The sequence below is a fragment of the Streptomyces sp. NPDC127119 genome, assembly GCF_042677425.1.
Taxonomy (GTDB): Bacteria; Actinomycetota; Actinomycetes; order Streptomycetales; family Streptomycetaceae; genus Streptomyces.
In genome coordinates this window covers 32,458-47,767 of the sequence record NZ_JBHXTO010000037.1, presented here as the reverse complement: position 1 = coordinate 47,767, position 15,310 = coordinate 32,458, and the positions used below count along the sequence as shown (strand labels likewise).

The window sequence follows — 15,310 nt, the reverse complement described above, 5'->3', positions numbered from 1 at the left end:
AAGCATCCTCGCACTTGATACTGACAACACGCCCGCACTCCGCAAGCAAGTGATCTTGATTGGTCGGCTCTGCCCGCAAAAGTGCCTGACCAATGCCCGGTTGAGATCGGTCACGTCAAGATCCGGCAACCAAAGCACCCGAACCGAGCGTCTTTTCATCGAACACATACGGGAAAGCCCCACGTAATGCATGAGTGGGCGGGACTGAGAAAACCGCAGCGCGACGACACCCCGGAGCCGTGTTCGGCGGCATTACAGTGGGTCGGAACCACCCGTAGCACGGTGGACGGACCAGCCAAGCAAGCAGCAGGGAGCGCATGACGTGCGGCCGGTAGGCAGCAAGTACCTCCTGGAGGAGCCGCTCGGACGCGGCGCCACGGGCACCGTCTGGCGGGCCAGCCAGCGCGAGGCGGCGGGCGCCGAGGCGGCCGTGGCCGGTCAGCCCGGCGAGACCGTGGCGATCAAGGTCCTCAAGGAGGAGCTCGCCAGCGATCCCGACATCGTGATGCGGTTCCTGCGGGAGCGCTCCGTGCTCCTCCGGCTGACGCATCCGAACATCGTGCGCGTACGGGACCTCGTGGTCGAGGGCGATCTGCTGGCGCTGGTCATGGACCTGATCGAAGGTCCCGACCTGCACCACTACCTGCGCGACAACGGCCCGTTCTCGCCGGTCGCCGCGGCCCTCCTCACCGCCCAGGTCGCCGACGCGCTCGCCGCCAGCCACGCCGACGGCGTCGTGCACCGCGACCTCAAACCGGCGAACGTGCTGCTCCAGCAGCTCAACGGCCAGATGCACCCGCTGCTGACGGACTTCGGCATCGCCCGTCTCGCCGACTCCCCGGGGCTGACCCGCACCCACGAGTTCGTCGGCACGCCCGCGTACGTGGCGCCCGAGTCGGCCGAGGGTCGCCCGCAGACCTCCGCCGTCGACATCTACGGCGCCGGGATCATGCTGTACGAGCTGGTCACCGGCCGTCCGCCGTTCGGCGGCGGCTCCGCTCTCGAAGTCCTCCACCAGCACCTCAGCGCCGAGCCCCGCAGGCCCTCCACCGTCCCCGACCCGCTGTGGACCGTCATAGAGCGCTGCCTGCGCAAGAACCCCGACGAGCGGCCCAGCGCCGAGAACCTCGCCCGCGGCCTGCGTACGGTCGCCCAGGGCATCGGGGTGCACGCGAACTCCGCGCAGATCGCCGCCGCCGAGGCCGTGGGCGTGCTCCTCGCCCCGGACCCGGCCCCCGCCGCCGTACCGGGCGAGTTCGGCGCCGCCGACCCCACCCAGGTGCTCCCGCAGGGCGCCGCCTCGTACGACCCGAACGGCGCGACCAGCGTCCTGCCGCACACCGGCGCGGGCGCGGCCGACCCCACCGCCGTCCTGCCCCACCGCGGCGCGGCCGACCCGACGGCCGTGATGCCGCCGGTGCCGCCGAACCAGCCCGGGGCGGGCCCCGAGGACCCGCACCCCTGGCAGAACCAGCTGCGCGCGGCCCGCGACCGCAACGAACCGACGCAGGCGCAGTCGTACCTCGACCCGAACGAGGACCCGCTGCGCCGCCGCCCGCAGCGGCAGGTCGCCCGGCCGCCCCAGCAGCAGCCGCAGCAGCCGCCGTCCCAGCAGCCGCAGCAGCGCGGACAGCGCAGGCAGCGCAACCAGCCGCCGCCGCAGAACCAGCAGGGGTACGGCTACCCCCAGCAGGGCGGACAGCAGCAGGGGTACGCACCCCAGCAGCAGGCCCCGCAGCCCCAGCGGTACTCCGCGCCGCCGCAGCAGCCCCAGCAGCCCGCGCCGCGTCCGCAGCGCGAGCCCCGGCAGCGCAGCGCCAACCCGATGAAGATCCCCGGACTCGGCTGCCTCAAGGGGTGCCTGTTCACGATCGTCATCCTGTTCGCGGCCGGGTGGGCGATCTGGGAGTTCAGCCCGCTCCAGGACTGGGTCGGGACGTCGAAGGGCTACTGGGAGCAGCTGGGGGACTGGTACGACAAGGTCTCCGAGTGGGTCGGAAGACTCAACTGAGGTTCCCGAAGCCGGCGTTCTGCGAGCTTGCTCCCTCCAAATCCCCGGAACCGCGCCGCGGTGCTGGGGATTTGTCGACACCTGTGGGGTGATTTCCGTCCCGGAAGTGAAGGTTGGTGCTCCGGGCGCGTAGTTTTGTCGCCAACACGCGCCCGTAGGAGCAGCCTTGGTACGGAAGATCGGCAGCCGGTACACCGCGCACCAGATCCTGGGACGGGGCAGCGCCGGCACGGTGTGGCTGGGCGAGGGCCCCGAGGGGCCCGTCGCCATCAAGCTGCTGCGCGAGGACCTGGCGTCCGACCAGGAGCTGGTGGGACGGTTCGTGCAGGAGAGGACGGCCCTGCTGGGCCTGGACCATCCGCACGTCGTCTCCGTGCGGGACCTGGTCGTCGACGGCACCGACCTCGCCCTGGTCATGGACCTCGTCCGCGGTACGGACCTGCGGACCAGGCTCGACCGGGAGCGGCGCCTCGCGCCCGAGTCGGCCGTCGCGATCGTCGCCGACGTCGCCGACGGGCTCGCCGCCGCGCACGCGGCCGGAGTCGTCCACCGGGACGTGAAGCCCGAGAACGTGCTGCTCGACATGCAGGGTCCGCTCGGACCCGGCGGTTCGCACCCCGCGCTGCTCACGGACTTCGGCGTCGCCAAACTCATCGACTCACCGCGGCGGACCCGCGCGACGAAGATCATCGGCACACCGGACTATCTGGCGCCCGAGATCATCGAGGGCCTGCCCCCGCGGGCGGCCGTCGACATCTACGCGCTGGCGACCGTCCTGTACGAGCTGCTCGCGGGCTTCACCCCCTTCGGCGGCGGGCATCCGGGAGCCGTCCTGCGCCGGCACGTCACCGAGACCGTCGTCCCGCTGCCCGGCATCCCCGAGGAACTGTGGCAGCTGCTCGTGCAGTGTCTGGCGAAGGCGCCGGCGTCACGGCTGCGGGCGTCCGAACTGGGGGAGCGGCTGCGCGAGCAGCTGCCCCTGCTCGCCGGGATGCCGCCGCTGGACGTCGACGAGCCCGACGGGGAGGCCGAGGGCCCCTACGAGGACGCGGCGCCCGCCGAGCCGGAGGTTCCGCGGGAGCGGGTGCGGCGCGGGGCCGTTCCGCTCGTGCCGGGGGCCAAGCCGGACTCCAACCGGGACACGCACACGTCCATGCGGGTGCCGGGGCCGGACGAGCTGGCGGGGGGCGCGCTGGGTACCGCGCGGGCGCCTCGGGCGGCGGGGGCGCCGCGGCCCGGGTCCGCGCGGCATCGCGCTTCCGCTCGGCGGCGGCGGATCACGTTGGGGGTGGCGGGGGTGGCGCTCGTCGCGGCGATAGGGGGCGGTGCGTGGCTGGCCACGTCGGGGGACGACGCGGAGCCTCCCCACGACACGGAGAGGTCGTCCCCGGCGGCGCCCTGACCGGACCTGTCTTTTCCTCGCCCCCGCCGCCCCTACCCTTCCCGTCACTGCATGGGGGCTGCGCCCCCTCGCCCCCCTGATCGCGCTCCGCGCTCGTCCTCAGACGCCGGACGGGCTGACACCCTCAGGGGCGCGGGGAACTGCGCGACCAGCCCCCACCGGGCCGCGGACGAGGCGCTCCGGTCCGAGCCAGGGCTGCCCGACTTGGCGGAGCCGTTACGCTGGGGGGCGTGGCAGTCGTCGATGTTTCCGAAGAGCTCAAGTCCCTCTCCTCGACCATGGAGTCGATCGAGGCCGTCCTGGACCTCGACAAGCTGAGGGCGGACATCGCCGCGCTTGAGGAGCAGGCGGCGGCGCCGTCCCTGTGGGACGACCCCGATGAGGCGCAGAAGATCACCAGCAAGCTGAGCCACCTCCAGGCGGAGGTGCGCAAGGCCGAGACCCTCCGCGGACGCATCGACGATCTCGGCGTGCTGTTCGAGATGGCCGAGGAGGAGGACGACCCGGACACCCGTGCCGAGGCCGAGACCGAGCTCACGTCCGTCAAGAAGGCGCTGGACGAGATGGAGGTCCGCACGCTCCTGTCCGGGGAGTACGACGCCCGTGAGGCCGTCGTCACCATCCGTGCCGAGGCCGGTGGCGTCGACGCCTCCGACTTCGCCGAGAAGCTCCAGCGCATGTACCTGCGCTGGGCCGAGCGCCACGGCTACAAGACGGAGCTCTACGAGACCTCGTACGCGGAGGAGGCCGGCATCAAGTCGACCACCTTCGCCGTCCACGTCCCGTACGCGTACGGGACGCTCTCCGTCGAGCAGGGCACGCACCGGCTGGTGCGGATCTCTCCGTTCGACAACCAGGGCCGCCGCCAGACCTCCTTCGCCGGTGTCGAGATCCTGCCCGTGGTCGAGCAGACCGACCACATCGAGATCGACGAGTCCGAGCTGCGCGTGGACGTGTACCGGTCGTCAGGGCCGGGCGGCCAGGGCGTCAACACGACCGACTCCGCGGTCCGGCTGACCCACCTCCCCACCGGCATCGTCGTCTCCTGCCAGAACGAGCGCTCGCAGATCCAGAACAAGGCGTCCGCGATGAACGTCCTCCAGGCCAAGCTCCTTGAGCGCCGCCGCCAGGAGGAGCAGGCCAAGATGAACGCGCTCAAGGGCGACGGCGGCAACTCCTGGGGCAACCAGATGCGTTCGTACGTCCTGCACCCGTACCAGATGGTCAAGGACCTGCGCACGGAATGCGAAGTCGGAAACCCCGAGGCCGTTTTCAACGGTGAGATCGACGGTTTCCTGGAGGCCGGAATTCGCTGGCGCAAGCAGCAGGAGAAGTAAGCGACTTTTTCGTACATCGTTTTGTCGACAGGGCAACTGCGGTCCGTAGGACGGCAGTTGCCCTTTCTGCTGCGCTCTGGTGAGTGATGTGTGGGTTTTACATCACACTCACATGACGCTGTGCCGGTCAAAAGACCTTGATCTGGACATCGCGGTCGCAACGACCTTGACGATGTCTTGAAAGATGGGAAAGCTGACGCGTGGCATGCGTATTTCTGGGGCGCGTGTGAACCGGGGGCCCCACTGGGCCATCCCCGAGGTCGCGGCCCCGGGCGCTGCACCATTGACGATGAGCTACTGGGGGTAGCAACCAGATGACCAAGAAGACGCGGATCCGGATCGCGCGGATAGCCGCCGGTGCGGTGATCGCCGCCGGTGCTTCTCTGACCGCCGCCGGTGCCGCCTCGGCGCTCGACGTCGGTGTCGACGTGGCGGGCCTGAACGTGGGCGCCAGCGTCGACCAGAGCGGTGTCGCCGTCGGTATTTCCGCTGACGACGACGACCCGACCACCCCGCCTCCCACCACCGAGGAGCCGACGGAGATCCCGACGGAGCCCACCGAGGAGCCCACCGAGGAGCCCACGGAGCCCACCGAGGAGCCCACCGAGCCCACGGAGGAGCCCACCCAGGACCCCACCGATGACCCGACCACTCCCGGCAACGGGAACGGGAACGAGAACGGCACCGGCGGCGGCAACGGCGGCGGTGGCAACGACAACAGCGCCGACAGCGCCGACAGCGCCGACGGCAGCTCCAACGTCGTCGAGCAGGGTGCCGGCAAGGAGAGCCTGACCGACACCGGTTCGGACACCTCCGCGCAGGGCACCGGTGGCGAGCTGGCCGAGACCGGCGCCGCCGAGAACATCACGTACCTGCTGATCGGCGCCGCGACGATGATCGCCGGTGGCATCGGCTTCCGTATGCTGCCGCGCGTCATGAGCGGCCGCGGCGCGGCTGCCTGACGCACGACGTACGACGCGGGAAGGGCCCGGAGCCATCGGCTCCGGGCCCTTCCTTGTGACGCGTGTCTCCTACGCGGTCTGGTGGGCCAGCAGGGCCACCGCCGCGATCAGGATGGCGAGCAGCGCGATCAGGGTCATGGGGTTGAGCCCACCGCCCAGCGGGCCCTCGTTCTGCAGGCGTGCGCGGTTCGCTCGGCACACGGGGCAGCGGCCCTCGTTCACAGGCGCGGCGCAGTTCGCGCACACCAGCCGGTCGTACGTCATGCGCTCGCCCTCCTTGCACCGGTTCCACGGACACAACGCTCTCGGGGACGGATACGTTCCCACTCCACTGTGCCAGGTTCCTCCGGAAGGTGCGCGGGTTCCTGTGCAGGGGGCTCTGTGGGCGCCTCGGGAGGGGGCTGCGGGTCGTATCGCGGCTGCGGGGCGGTGGGGGCTCGTCGCGCAGTTCCCCGCGCCCCTGAGGGGCGGAGCCCTTCCCGAAGAAGCCTCTTCTCTTATGTGCCCGGTACAAATGCGCACAACCCTTGTGCAACCCGTCTCCGCGCCTGCGCGCCCCTACCCGGGTCGCGTAAGGTCACGCTCATCTAGGTCCTGTCGTCACATTCCCGTCTGCCGGGCGACGCCTGGCACGCACTCTCGCCGCACCGGGCGCAGGCCCAAGTACGTCCAGTACGCGGACCTGCGCCCGGCACGGCGAGAGCACGCACCAGACGCCGCCCGGCCCGCCCTCCGGGCGGACGACGGGAATGTGACGACAGGACCTGCCCCCAACCCCCGACGGCCTGTGGTGCATCCGTGATCCGATTCGACAACGTCTCCAAGGTCTACGCCAAGCAGACCCACCCCGCTCTCCGGGATGTCTCTCTGGAGGTGGAGCGCGGTGAGTTCGTGTTCCTGGTGGGGTCATCCGGCTCCGGAAAGTCCACCTTCCTGCGGCTGATCCTGCGCGAAGAGCGGGCCAGCCACGGTCAGGTGCACGTGCTGGGCAAGGACCTCGCGCGCATCTCCAACTGGAAGGTGCCGCAGATGCGCCGCCAGCTGGGGACCGTGTTCCAGGACTTCCGCCTCCTGCCCAACAAGACGGTCGCCGAGAACGTCGCCTTCGCGCAGGAAGTGATCGGCAAGTCCAAGGGCGAGATCCGCAAGTCCGTGCCCCAGGTGCTCGACCTCGTCGGCCTCGGCGGCAAGGAGGACCGGATGCCCGGCGAGCTGTCCGGCGGTGAGCAGCAACGCGTGGCCATCGCGAGAGCGTTCGTGAACCGGCCCAAGCTGCTGATCGCGGACGAGCCCACCGGAAACCTGGACCCGCAGACCTCCGTCGGCATCATGAAGCTGCTGGACCGGATCAACCGGACCGGGACCACCGTCGTGATGGCGACGCACGACCAGAACATCGTGGACCAGATGCGCAAGCGCGTCATCGAGCTGGAGAAGGGTCGCCTCGTCCGCGACCAGGCGCGCGGCGTCTACGGCTATCAGCACTGACCGCGAGTCCCACGCGTCCGTCCACGGAAAGGCCTGAGAAGACGCCATGCGCGCCCAGTTCGTTCTGTCGGAGATCGGTGTCGGTCTCCGCCGCAATCTCACGATGACCTTCGCGGTCGTCGTCTCCGTCGCCCTGTCCCTCGCCCTGTTCGGCGGCTCGCTCCTGATGAGCGACCAGGTGAGCACGATGAAGGGGTACTGGTACGACAAGGTCAACGTCTCGATCTTCCTCTGCAACAAGTCCGACGCGGAGTCCGACCCCAACTGCGCCAAGGGGGCGGTCACCAGCGAGCAGAAGAAGCAGATCGAGACCGACCTCGGCAAGATGGCCGTCGTCGACAACGTCACGCACGAGTCGAGCGACGAGGCGTACAAGCACTACAAGGAGCAGTTCGGCGACTCCCCGCTGGCGGCCTCGCTGACCCCGGACCAGATGCAGGAGTCCTTCCGCGTCAAGCTGACGGACCCGGAGAAGTACCAGGTCATCGCGACCGCCTTCGACGGCCGTGACGGCGTGCAGTCCGTGCAGGACCAGAAGGGCATCCTCGACAACCTCTTCGGGCTGCTCAACGGCATGAACTGGGCGGCCAGGGCGGTGATGGCGATGATGCTCGTCGTCGCGCTGATGCTGATCGTCAACACCGTGCGCGTCTCCGCGTTCAGCCGTCGGCGTGAGACCGGGATCATGCGCCTGGTGGGCGCCTCCGGCTTCTACATCCAGGCCCCGTTCATCATGGAGGCCGCCGTCGCCGGACTGATCGGCGGTGGTGTCGCCTGCGCCTTCCTGGTGATCGCGCGGTACTTCATCATCGACCACGGTCTCGCCCTGTCCGAGAAGCTGAACCTGATCAACTTCATCGGCTGGGACGCCGTTCTCACGAAGCTGCCGCTGATCCTCGCCACGAGCCTTCTGATGCCCGCGCTGGCCGCGTTCTTCGCGTTGCGCAAGTACTTGAAGGTGTGACACATGCCAAGAGGGCCGTACCGGCAACCGCCGGTACGGCCCTTCTCGTTGTCCTAGACTCACCCGCATGTCAGGCCGTGACCTGTTCTGTCAGCCCCGCCGCATCCGCCGCGGGGCGGCCCTGACGTTGGTCTTCGCGAGCGTCCTCGCCGCGGGCGCCGCGACCGGCGCGTTCGACACCCCCGGCCGGAAATCCGTCTCCCCCGCGGCCCGTACCGCACAGTCCGGACACCAGGACGACGTCGCCGACGCCGCCGCCGAGGCGATGGCCGACGGCAAGTCGCCCGTGGAGGCCGCCGAGCGGGCCGTCAGCCGCAGCGGCGACCGCTGGGGCGCCGTCTACTCCCAGGGCGAGTACGAGGAGTTCGAGGAAGCCCTCGGCGGCCAGTACACCGGCGTCGGCCTCTGGGCCCGGCGCGAGCGCGGCGGACGCATCGAGGTGACCCGGGTCCGGTCGGGCTCGCCGGCCGCGACCGCGGGCATCCGCAAGGGCGACCGGCTGCGCAGCATCGACGGCCACCGCGTCGACGGCAGGCCCGTCACCGAGGTCGTCGCCTTACTGAGGGGTGACGCCACCGACGCCGACGCGGGCACCGCCGTCGACCTCGGACTGCAGCGCGGCACGCGCGCGTGGAGCGAGACCCTGCACCGGGCGCGGCTGTCCACCGACTCCGTGAGCGTGCGCGAACTCCCCGGCGGCGTCACCGTGATCAAGGTCGCCGCCTTCACCAAGGGCTCCGGAGACCTCGTACGGACCGCGGTGGCCGGCGCGCCCGTGGACGAGGGGATCGTCCTCGATCTGCGGGGCAACTCCGGCGGCCTGGTCACCGAGGCCGTCACCGCCGCCTCCGCCTTCCTCGACGGCGGCCTGGTGGCCACGTACGACGTGAACGGCGATCAGAAGGCCCTGCACGCCGATCCCGGAGGCGACACCACCAGACCGCTGGTCGCGCTCGTCGACGGTGGCACGATGAGCGCGGCCGAGCTCCTCACCGGCGGTCTGCAGGACCGTGGCCGCGCGGTCGTCGTGGGCTCCAGGACCTTCGGGAAGGGCTCGGTCCAGATGCCGAGCCGGCTGCCGGACGGCTCGGTCGCCGAGCTGACGGTCGGCCATTACCGCACCCCCTCCGGGCGCACGGTGGACGCCCGGGGCATCACCCCCGACCTGGAGGCCGACGCGGGCGCGCTGGAGCGCGCCGAGACCGTCCTGAGCGGGCTCGGGGACGCCGAGTGACCGGCCCGTGCACGGCCCCCGCGGCGGCCGGCCCGTACTTCGCGTAATCGGCTTTCCCTCCGGCCCCCCTCTAGTGCGAAAATGGCCAGCACTATGAGCAAGGGCATGTACGTACCGAAGGAATCCCAGCCGAAGCAGGGAGGTGGCGCCAAGGCCGCCGTCAAGGACGGCAAGCGCAAGATCGTCGCGCAGAACAAGAAGGCCCGGCACGACTACGCGATCATCGATGTCTACGAGGCCGGACTCGTGCTCACCGGCACCGAGGTGAAGTCGCTGCGCCAGGGGCGCGCCTCGCTCGCCGACGGCTTCGTGCAGATCGACGGGAACGAGGCGTGGCTGCACAACGCCCACATCCCCGAGTACAGCCAGGGCAGCTGGACCAACCACTCCGCGCGCCGCAAGCGCAAGCTGCTCCTGCACCGCGAGGAGATCGACAAGCTGGCCTCGAAGTCGGAGGAGACGGGCCACACCATCGTGCCCCTCGTCCTGTACTTCAAGGACGGCCGCGCGAAGGCCGAGATCGCGCTCGCCCGGGGCAAGAAGGAATACGACAAGCGCCAGACGCTGCGCGAGAAGCAGGACCGGCGTGAGTCGGACCGGGTGATCGCGGCGGTGAAGCGCAGGGAGCGCGGCGAGTAGGACGGCAGGCCCGGCACACCCGCCGCGAGGGGGCCGCCGGGAATACAGTGGCATCGACGTGCGTTGGTCACGTACGATGGCAACGCACCTCACAGCGGGTGCACACACCCTCCTCGGAGGGCCCTCTCCGGAGGGTTTTGAAAAAACAACATGGGGATGATCGGTTTCGACAGCGGCTGTCGAAGCAGGGGAAGCGAGCCGAGGAAGCGGCAATGATCTCGTTAACCATATGTCGCAACCAATAATCGCCAATTCCAAGAGCGATTCCCAGTCCTTCGCCCTCGCTGCTTAATAACCAGTGACTGAAGGACCCTAAATGGGTGTCAGCCCGGGGGTGTTCCCGACCCGGATCCTGGCATAATCAAGGGGACTAAACCGTCTGACCCGGTCACGGGGTGAGACGGGAAATCAAACAGTGACTGAGCCCGTCGGAGACTTGTTCGCGTGATCTCCGGGGCTGAGAAAATCTAAGCGAACTGCGCTCGGAGAAGCCCTGATTCTGCACCGTTGGACGCGGGTTCGATTCCCGCCATCTCCACTTTCCCATGTTCAGATCCAGAAGCGAAGGCCCCGCTGCCATAGGCAGCGGGGCCTTCGTCGTGGATGCTGCTGTCGCATGAGACGACTCGCGGAAACCGGAGAGACCGGAGAGAACAAGAGATCTCACCAGCCCCGTGGCCGGGCCCGGACCTGGGCCGTGGTGCTCGGCGTCCTGGTGGCCGGGCTCGGCTGGAGCGCACCCGCCGGAGCAGACCCGGGCACCAGCGGGCTCCCGGAGGCCATCGACACCATCCTCGGGGACAGCCGGATGGAGGGCGGGGCGGCGAGTGTCGTGGTCGCCGAGGCGGCGAGCGGGGACCTGCTGTACCAGCGGTCGCCCACCTCGCGCCTGATGCCCGCCTCCAACACCAAGCTGCCCACCTCGGCCGCGGCGATGGAGATCCTCGGCCCCGACCACACGTTCACCACGGACGTCCTCGCGACCGGCCGCCGGCACGGCTCCACGCTGACCGGCGACCTGTATCTGCGCGGCACCGGCGACCCGACGGCCCTGGCCGCCGACTACGACACCCTGGCCGCCCAGGTCGCCGCGGCGGGCGTCACCCGCGTCGACGGACGGCTCCTCGCCGACGACACCCGCTTCGACGGCAACCGCCTCGGCCGCGCCTGGGCCGCCGACGACGAGTCCTCGTACTACTCGGCGCAGATCAGCGCGCTGAGCGTCGCCCCGGACACCGACTACGACACCGGCTCGGTGATCGTGACGGTCGCACCGGGCGCCGCCGCCGGGGACAAGCCCAAGGTCACCGTCACCCCGAAGACGACGTACGTGGACTTCGACGTACGGGCCACGACCGTCGCCGCGGGCGGGGCGAACGACCTCACCGTGGAGCGCGAGCACGGCACCAACACGATCGTCGTCAGCGGTACGACACCGGTCGGCGGCTCCGGCGCCCAGGAGTGGGTCAGCGTGTGGGAACCCACCGGATACGCGGCAGCCGTGTTCCGGGACGCCCTCGCCGCGCACGGGGTGAAGGTCACCGGGGCGACCCGGCTCGGCCGCGCCACCCCCGCGACGGCCCGGCGCCTCGCCTCGCACGCCTCCATGCCGCTGAAGGACCTGCTGATCCCGTTCATGAAGCTGTCGAACAACATGCACGCCGAGATCCTCACCAAGACCATGGGCCTGAAGGTCTCCGGCGAGGGCAGCTGGAGCGCGGGGCTCGCCGCCGTGAGCGGCTATCTCAAGGGCGTCGGCGTCGACACGGGCAAGCTGCGGCAGGTCGACGGCTCCGGGCTCTCCCGGATGAACAACCTCACCGCGGGGCAGTTCGCCAAGCTGCTGCTCGCGGTACGGGCCGAGCCCTGGTACGCCGACTGGCGCACGTCGCTGCCGGTCGCCTGCGCCCCCGAACGTTTCGTGGGCGGCACCCTGCGCACCAGGATGTGCGGAACCCCCGCGGCCCTCAACGCGGTCGGCAAGACCGGCTCGTTGACCGGCGCGTCCGCCCTCTCCGGGTACGTGAAGGACGCGGACGGGCGCGAACTCGTCTACAGCATCGTGCTCAACAACTACCTGGCCGCGTCCGTGAAGCCGCTGGAGGACGCGATCGTGGTGACGCTCGCCCGGTCCACGGCGGACACGACCGTGACGGTGAAGCCGACGAACCCGAGCGCGCGGTCGGCCGAGCGGAACACGGACCTGGAGTGCTCGTGGCGCAAGCCGGTGAAGTGCTGAGGGAGTGAGCCGCGGTGGGGGCGGCGGCCTTTCGCCGCCACCCCCACCGCATCACCACAGCTCAGCGGAGCGTGAACGTCGACAGTCGCATGCCGTCCCCCAGCACCAGATACACGTCCTGGCGGCCCTTCGAAGCGACGGCGGCCGACAGCGGGGCACTCACCTCGGCGTACGTGTACACGGACCCCGTGCCGGACACGGTCGCCGTGCCGAGGAGCGTCCCGGCGGGCGAGCCGAGCCGCACCTCCACCTTCCCGGCCGCCCCGGCCACGCGCGCCCTGAACTCCCCGGCACCCGGAGCCGGACCCACGCCCGGCCGGGAGTCGGCGAACTTCAGCCAGGCGCCGTCGCGCGAGGCCTCCACGGCGGTGCCCCGCGCCTTGGACTCGTCCACCAGCCGCACCCCCTCGTAGTCGTCGAAGTTCTCCGCCCGGGTGGTCCGGGAGAGGTCCCGGGCCGGAATCGTCTCGCCCGTCACCTTCAGGGACGTACGGGAGCGGATGTCCTCGGAGGACGCGCCCACGACGACGTCGTACGTGCCGCTCTCCACCACCCACTTCGACCGGGTGACGTCCCAGTGCGCGAGGTCCTTCTCCCGCAGCTTCAGCCGTACCGTCCTCGTCTCGCCGGGCTTCAGCGAGACCCGTTCGAAGGCCTTCAGCTGCTTCAGGGGCTGTTTGTCGCGCGAGGTGCGCTGGTGGGTGTAGAGCTGTACGACCTCGTCGCCGGCGCGGCTGCCGGTGTTCGTCACCGCGACCTCGTAACCGCCGTCGACACGCCTCAACTGCCCGTAACGGAAGGAGGAGTACGAGAGCCCGTAGCCGAACGCGTAGAGCGGATCGCCCTTGAAGTACTGGTACGTGCGGTCGTATTTGATGGTGTCGTACTCCAGGACGGACGGCAGGTCCGCCTCCGAGCGGTACCAGGTCTGGGTGAGCCGGCCGGCCGGGTTCACGTCGCCGAAGAGGACGTCGGCGAGAGCGTTGCCGGTCTCCTGGCCCGCGTGGGTGGTCCACAGGAGCGCCGGGACCTTCTCCTGGAGGGCGCCGAGGGTGGTCGGGTAGCTGTTCTCGACGACCACGACGGTGTGCGGGTTGGCCTCGCGTACCGCCTCGACCAGGGCTTCCTGGGACGGGGCGAGGCCCATGTCCTCGCGGTCGTCGTTCTCGCGCCCGTTGATCGCGGGCATGGACCCGACCACGACGACCGCCGCGCTCTTGCCCTTCACCGCTGCCACGGCCTCCTCGGTGCCGCTGCGGACGACGTCCTTGGCGTAGTGCGCGGCCTCGGACTTCGTGACCAGGCCGAGGGTGCCGTCGGAGCCGGTGGGGCCGAGGTAGACCGGGTTCGACCACCAGGGTTCGCGGGTCTCGTAGCCCGCGTACCGCAGCAGGTACGTACCGTCGGCCTGCTCCTCCGGCGCGAACTGCTGCTGGACGAACCAACCGTTCGGCTGGACCTGGTCGTTGACGAAGTCCGACCAGTTGTAGCCGACGTACTTGCCGTTCGCGGCCGAGCGCAGGGTCACGATCCCGGCGCCCCAGTCGAACACGTCGAACTGCGCGGCCGTCCCGCCGCCCGCGCTCTCCTTGAGCGCCTCACCGTCGGCGTCCGTGCCCGCCGTGACGTACGCGCCGCTCGCCGTGTTCCGCAGCGAGATCCGGTCGACGCCCTCGCTGCCGGCCACGGGGGAGCCGAGCCGCGCGGCGATGCCCGCCTTCGGGGTGACCGCGTACGGGAGCGTGCCCGAGTACCAGTCGGTGTAGAGGGTGTCGGCGAGCGGGCCGACGACGGCCACGTCCTTCGCGGAGGCCTTCAGCGGCAGGGCGCCGCCCGAGTTCTTCAGCAGGACCGCCGCGTCGGCCGCCGCCTGCCGCGCGAGCCTCTGGTGCGCCGGGCTGTTCACGACCGACTTGTCGATGGCCCCGTACCTGCCGCCGCCCGGGTCGAACTCGCCGAGCCGCACCCGGATGTCGAGGACGTGCCCGGCCGCCGTGTCGACGTCCGACTCCTTCAGCAGGCCGTCGGACAGCGCCGACTCGACGGCCGTGGTCGTCGGTACGGAGTTCGTGTCGTCCGTCGTGAAGCTGTCGATTCCGGCCTTCAGCGCCGCCGCGTTCCCCTCGGCGAGGGTGCCGTAGTACTTCTGACTGCCGGTGCCGGTCAGGTTGTTGGGCGCGTAGGCGTCGGTCACGTTCAGCAGGTCCTGCGAGGTCCAGGTGCGCACGTCGTCGTCGAGCGCCGGATTCACCGTGGCGGGACGGCCGTTGACGAGGTTGTACGAGGACATCACGCCCGTCGCCGCGTCCGCCTCGATCGCCGGCCGGAACGCCTGCTCCTCGTACTCCTTCAGCACCCGTGGGCGCAGGTCGGAGGAGGTGGTCGTGCGGTCGGCCTCGTTGTTGTTGCCGAGGAAGTGCTTCAGCGTGGGGGCCGTCTTCAGGTGCTCGGGATCACCGCCGGTCAGACCGGTGCCGTACGCGGTCGCCATCGAGCCGGTGAGGTAGGGGTCCTCCGAGTAGCCCTCCTCGTTGCGGCCCCAGCGCGGGTCGCGGAGCGGATTGACCACGGGCGCCCACAGGTTGAGGCCCCAGCCGGTGGGGCGTTCCTGCTGGAAGCCGCGGGTCTCGTCGCCGACAGCCGAGCCGACCCGGCGGATCAGTGCGGGGTCCCAGGTCGAGGCGAGCCCCACGGCCTGCGGGAAGACGGTGGCCTCGCCGAGCCAGGCGACCCCGTGCAGTGCCTCGGTACCGGTCTTGAACGCCTGGATGCCCAGGCGGGGGATCGCGGGCTGCCACTGGTGGAGCAGGGAGACCTTCTCGTCGAGGGTGAGCCGGGAGAGAAGGTCGTCGACACGGCGGTCGACGGGGAGGCGGGGGTCGCGGAAGGGGTACGCGGGGGCGTCGGCCGCGGCCGACACGGTGGCGGCCGGTACGGCGGCGCCGAGGCCGCCGATCAGCGTGAGCGCCAGGACGAGCGCGGTTCTCGGTCTTCTCCTGCTTCTCTTGCCTTTCATGTCACGGCTCCTTCGACT

11 protein-coding genes and 1 other RNA gene are annotated in these 15,310 nt (G+C 70.2%); 10 read left to right on the top strand and 2 right to left on the bottom strand.

The genetic code is table 11. From position 1 onward, the window contains the following. Nucleotides 1-322 precede the first annotated feature (322 nt). The 4 genes from ACFVH5_RS18600 to ACFVH5_RS18585 all read left to right on the top strand — a co-directional run bounded on the left by ACFVH5_RS18600 (nucleotide 323) and on the right by ACFVH5_RS18585 (nucleotide 5,712). Entirely contained in the window at nucleotides 323-2,011 is a 1,689-nt protein-coding gene (locus ACFVH5_RS18600) for a serine/threonine-protein kinase (RefSeq protein ID WP_385834749.1), read from the top strand. Between the two features lie 166 nt (nucleotides 2,012-2,177). Next, nucleotides 2,178-3,413 carry a protein kinase gene (locus tag ACFVH5_RS18595; RefSeq protein WP_384813668.1) on the top strand — a complete coding sequence of 412 codons (1,236 nt, stop codon included), beginning with the start codon at nucleotides 2,178-2,180 and terminating at the stop codon, nucleotides 3,411-3,413. 230 nt (nucleotides 3,414-3,643) lie between these two features. Next, nucleotides 3,644-4,750, top strand: a complete 1,107-nt coding sequence (gene prfB, locus ACFVH5_RS18590; protein WP_384813671.1) for a peptide chain release factor 2 — start codon at nucleotides 3,644-3,646, stop codon at nucleotides 4,748-4,750. 314 nt (nucleotides 4,751-5,064) lie between these two features. Further along, nucleotides 5,065-5,712: an LPXTG cell wall anchor domain-containing protein gene (locus ACFVH5_RS18585; RefSeq protein WP_385834747.1), complete on the top strand. Its 648-nt coding sequence runs from the start codon at nucleotides 5,065-5,067 to the stop codon at nucleotides 5,710-5,712. Nucleotides 5,713-5,781: 69 nt separating this feature from the next. On the opposite strand, the gene ACFVH5_RS18580 is transcribed toward ACFVH5_RS18585, so the two are convergent. Continuing rightward, a complete protein-coding gene (locus ACFVH5_RS18580; RefSeq protein WP_107015898.1) occupies nucleotides 5,782-5,976 on the bottom strand; it encodes a hypothetical protein in 195 nt (64 codons plus the stop codon). A gap of 534 nt (nucleotides 5,977-6,510) precedes the next feature. On the opposite strand from ACFVH5_RS18580, the gene ftsE reads away from it, so the two are divergent. From ftsE to dacB, 6 genes are all read left to right on the top strand, one after another. After that, a complete protein-coding gene (ftsE, locus tag ACFVH5_RS18575; protein WP_107015900.1) occupies nucleotides 6,511-7,200 on the top strand; it encodes a cell division ATP-binding protein FtsE in 690 nt (229 codons plus the stop codon). A 46-nt stretch (nucleotides 7,201-7,246) separates the two neighbouring features. Then, nucleotides 7,247-8,164 (top strand): permease-like cell division protein FtsX, encoded by a 918-nt coding sequence (gene ftsX, locus ACFVH5_RS18570; RefSeq protein WP_267028789.1) that lies wholly within the window; start codon nucleotides 7,247-7,249, stop codon nucleotides 8,162-8,164. A gap of 67 nt (nucleotides 8,165-8,231) precedes the next feature. Further along, the gene (locus tag ACFVH5_RS18565; protein WP_385834746.1) at nucleotides 8,232-9,398 is read left to right on the top strand and encodes a S41 family peptidase; all 1,167 of its coding nucleotides are present in this window, start codon (nucleotides 8,232-8,234) and stop codon (nucleotides 9,396-9,398) included. 105 nt (nucleotides 9,399-9,503) lie between these two features. After that, on the top strand, nucleotides 9,504-10,037 hold the full coding sequence (gene smpB, locus ACFVH5_RS18560; RefSeq protein WP_385834763.1) for an SsrA-binding protein SmpB: 534 nt from the start codon (nucleotides 9,504-9,506) through the stop codon (nucleotides 10,035-10,037). Nucleotides 10,038-10,189: 152 nt separating this feature from the next. Further along, nucleotides 10,190-10,578: a transfer-messenger RNA gene (ssrA, locus tag ACFVH5_RS18555) on the top strand. Nucleotides 10,579-10,653: 75 nt separating this feature from the next. Further along, nucleotides 10,654-12,276: a D-alanyl-D-alanine carboxypeptidase/D-alanyl-D-alanine-endopeptidase gene (dacB, locus tag ACFVH5_RS18550; protein WP_385834745.1), complete on the top strand. Its 1,623-nt coding sequence runs from the start codon at nucleotides 10,654-10,656 to the stop codon at nucleotides 12,274-12,276. Nucleotides 12,277-12,337: 61 nt separating this feature from the next. Here dacB and ACFVH5_RS18545 read toward each other — a convergent pair whose 3' ends face one another. Next, nucleotides 12,338-15,292, bottom strand: coding sequence for a glycoside hydrolase family 3 C-terminal domain-containing protein (locus ACFVH5_RS18545; protein ID WP_385834744.1), 2,955 nt, complete (start codon nucleotides 15,290-15,292; stop codon nucleotides 12,338-12,340). Between the last annotated feature and the right edge of the window lie 18 nt (nucleotides 15,293-15,310).